Here is a 3,312-nt window from a genome sequence, read left to right as displayed (position 1 = left end):
ATCCACTGAAAAAAGGGGAGAGTTGCAGTATTCTTCTGCCTCAGCTTCACCGTGACAAAGGCGCCTGGGGAGAGGATGCAGAGCTATTCCGCCCGGAACGTTTTGAAGATACGACTCAAGTTCCTCACCATGCGTATAAACCGTTTGGCAATGGGGAGAGAGCGTGTATCGGCATGCAGTTTGCTTTATATGAAGCAACCCTTGTACTCGGTATGGTACTTAAACATTTTGAACTGGTAGACTATAGCAATTATCAGTTGGATGTGAAACAAACGTTAACGTTAACGTTAAAACCAGGTGATTTTCGAATACAGGTGAGAGCACGGACCGTTTCACAGAAACTGAGTACATCTGTTGCTCACTCGGATGAAAAGCCGAATCAGGATCAGGGTATGCATACAAATGTAGCTGGTCATAGTGCTATGAAGGAATCGATGACGACTTCCGTAAATGCCAATCCAACAATACTGGTTCTATACGGCTCCAACCTGGGGACGGCAGAAGGCATTGCCAGAGCTTTTGCAGAGAAAGCCCGTTCCTATGGAATTCCAAGCGAAGCCGCAACATTGCATGAATGGGTTGGCCGCTTGCCAAAAGAGGGGATCGTTCTCATCGTGACAGCTTCGTATAATGGTAAACCTCCGCAAAATGCAGCGGCATTTATCGAGTGGTTAAAGGAAGCCGAGTCAGAGAAGGTGCAAGGTGTGACCTATGCAGTTCTGGGCTGCGGGGATCGGAGCTGGTCCGGTACATACCAAAGCATTCCTCGAATGGTCGATGAAAAGCTTGCGGGCTTGGGAGGCAACAGGCTGTTACCTCGGGGAGAAGTCGATGCAGGCGGGGATATGGAGAAACAAGTGGAAGAGTGGCAGCGGATGTTGTGGCCTCAGATGTTAAACACATTGGGGATTAGCGAGGAATCTATGGAGCACTCCTCACGAAGTACAATTCAAATGGAATTTGTTCGCGAGAAAGCCGATCTGCCACTTGCACGAACCTACAATGCCAGCTATGCCACTATAGTGGTAAATGAAGAGCTTCAGGCCATGGATAGTGGGCGGAGTACACGTCACATTGAGATACTGCTTCCTGAAGGCATGACCTATAAAGAAGGCGATCATCTTGGCGTATTGCCCCTAAATGCAGATGAAATCGTGAATCGCATCCTGCATCGTTTCGGATTAAAAGGGGACGTTCAGATCCAATTAACTTCGAACGAAACACAGTTGACACATCTTCCTCTGAACCGTCCTGTCAAAGTGAATGAATTGCTCCGTTCCTGTGTTGAGCTGCAAGCACCTGTTACAAGAACGCAGTTGCAGGAGCTGGCGAACCATACGGTATGCCCTCCTCATAAGCGTGAACTCGAGGCGATGCTGGAAGAAAACAACTACAGGGAACATTTACTTGAAAACAGAACTACCATGCTTGAACTGCTGGAAAAGTATGAGGCCTGTGAGCTGCCGTTCGAAAGATTCCTTGAACTGCTGTCTCCACTCAAACCCAGGTATTACTCCATATCCAGCTCTCCACACTTTAATGCCAAGCAGGCGAGCATCACAGTGTCCGTTGTGAAAGAGCCTGCTTGGAGCGGCAACGGTGAATTCCGTGGTGTGGCTTCATCCTATCTGGCAGACTGCCAGACGGGAGAGAGTATTTCGATGTTTGTACGTACGCCAGAATCCGGATTTGTGCTGTCAGAAGAGCCGGATGTTCCAATTATTATGTTGGGTCCAGGGACGGGTGTTGCACCGTTCAGAGGTTTCCTCCAGGCCAGATCTGTGCTAAAAGAGAGGGGATTGCCACTGAGTGAAGCACATTTGTTCTTTGGTTGCAGGAATGATTCGGATTTCATATATCGTCAAGAACTTGAACAATACGAACAGGCAGGCATCGTCAAGCTGCATACGGCTTTTTCACGTGTGGAGGGTACGCCCAAAACGTATGTGCAGCATCTGATGTTGCAGGAAGCCGAACATTTGCTTCATTTGCTTGATGAAAAAGGGAGAATCTACGTATGTGGTGACGGAAGCCAAATGGCTCCCGCCGTCGAAGAGACTTTGAGGCAAGCATACCAGAAGGCGAAAGGTGCAACCCTTCAGGAGGCAAAAGATTGGCTCAATCAGCTCCAGGCGGAGGGCCGTTACGTTCAGGACGTGTGGGCAGGTAAACGAACTGCTGAATCGGCTAAGGCTCCTGTATGTTGAGACACGTTAAGAAGGAGGCGGCGATAAGCCGCCTTTTTCTTATGTTGTAGGATGATGTGAGAAGAGAAAAGATCAGTATGTGTTCACATCAACTAAGTTATATACTTCAAAATCAAATAATAGTTCACACATTTTACATCAAATATTTTCACTATATGACAAATATTACATTTTAATAGAAATCTATCTTATATGATAGAACTGTACTCCAAAACGAAAGGAAGATGAAGATGATAAAGAAACTTATGGTCGGTCTTTTAACTGTCGTTGCATGTTTCACGCTAGGCTCTACATCTTTTGCAGCTAGTGTACCTTCAACTTCAACAAGTAGTTTACCAGAAAGTACACAAGTAGTTCCTTACGCACAAAAGTATATAACCTGGCAGACCATTCTACCCAAATCTCAATTCCCAACGCTTGGTGATATCCCTATGACAGCAAGTTATAATGTTGATCCGTACAGGGGAATACTTACATTAAAATCAGTCGATGGTCAGACAGGCTATACGTGGACTGTTACCTATGAGGGCTTTGTCACCTATTAATCAATTAATCATTGAATAATGCTACCTATCCGAAAAACAGCCGCTGATCTGGAGTTTCTCATCCAGATCGGCGGCTGTTTGAATTTGGCTGATACGATCTATTGACAAAGAAAAATTTTTGACGCAATATAATAAATAAACTTTATAAAGTATATAAATAAAGAAGTTTAATCAGCATTATTGTGTTTTATTTACTTTTAATTTATATGCAGGGAAGGGATCTATTTATGGCAACTTGGTTTCTTATCATTATCTACCTTGCGTTTATCAGTCTGGGGATTCCGGACTCCCTACTAGGTTCAGCCTGGCCCGTCATGTGGCCTGAACTTGGCGCTTCGTTTGGGTCAGCAGGAATTCTGTCAATGGTTGTTGCAGCGGGAACCATCGTTTCAAGCTTGGCAAGTGGCACGGTTATTCAAAAATGGGGAACAGGCAAGGTTACGTTAATTAGCTGTTGTCTGACTGCCGGAGCACTCCTTGGATTTTCCTTCGCACCTTCATTGGTATGGCTCGTCATTCTTGCCATTCCTCTGGGTCTTGGAGCTGGAGCCGTTGATGCT

The 3,312-nt window shown here is 45.7% G+C and carries 3 protein-coding genes; all 3 read left to right on the top strand.

Annotated elements, in window-relative coordinates; translation table 11 throughout:
- Positions 1-2,207 (top strand): bifunctional cytochrome P450/NADPH--P450 reductase (locus gpAD87_RS22985; RefSeq protein ID WP_064641160.1); only part of this gene is annotated, 2,207 nt, incomplete at its 5' end.
- A 230-nt stretch (positions 2,208-2,437) separates the two neighbouring features.
- Entirely contained in the window at positions 2,438-2,752 is a 315-nt protein-coding gene (locus gpAD87_RS22980; protein WP_064638721.1) for a hypothetical protein, read from the top strand.
- A 227-nt stretch (positions 2,753-2,979) separates the two neighbouring features.
- On the top strand, positions 2,980-3,312 hold a 333-nt coding region (locus gpAD87_RS22975; RefSeq protein WP_331710918.1), incomplete at its 3' end, for an MFS transporter.

Origin of the sequence: Paenibacillus sp. AD87 (genome assembly GCF_001659845.1) — a bacterium.
GTDB lineage: Bacteria > Bacillota > Bacilli > Paenibacillales > Paenibacillaceae > Paenibacillus > Paenibacillus marchantiae.
The sequence above is the reverse complement of the archived record's forward strand: the minus strand, read 5'-3'. Positions and strand labels throughout refer to the sequence as shown.

Coding starts and splice junctions, on each gene's coding strand:
- gpAD87_RS22980 (WP_064638721.1), top strand. CDS start 2,438: ATGATAAAGAAACTTATGGTCGGTCTTTTAACTGTCGTTGCATGTTTC.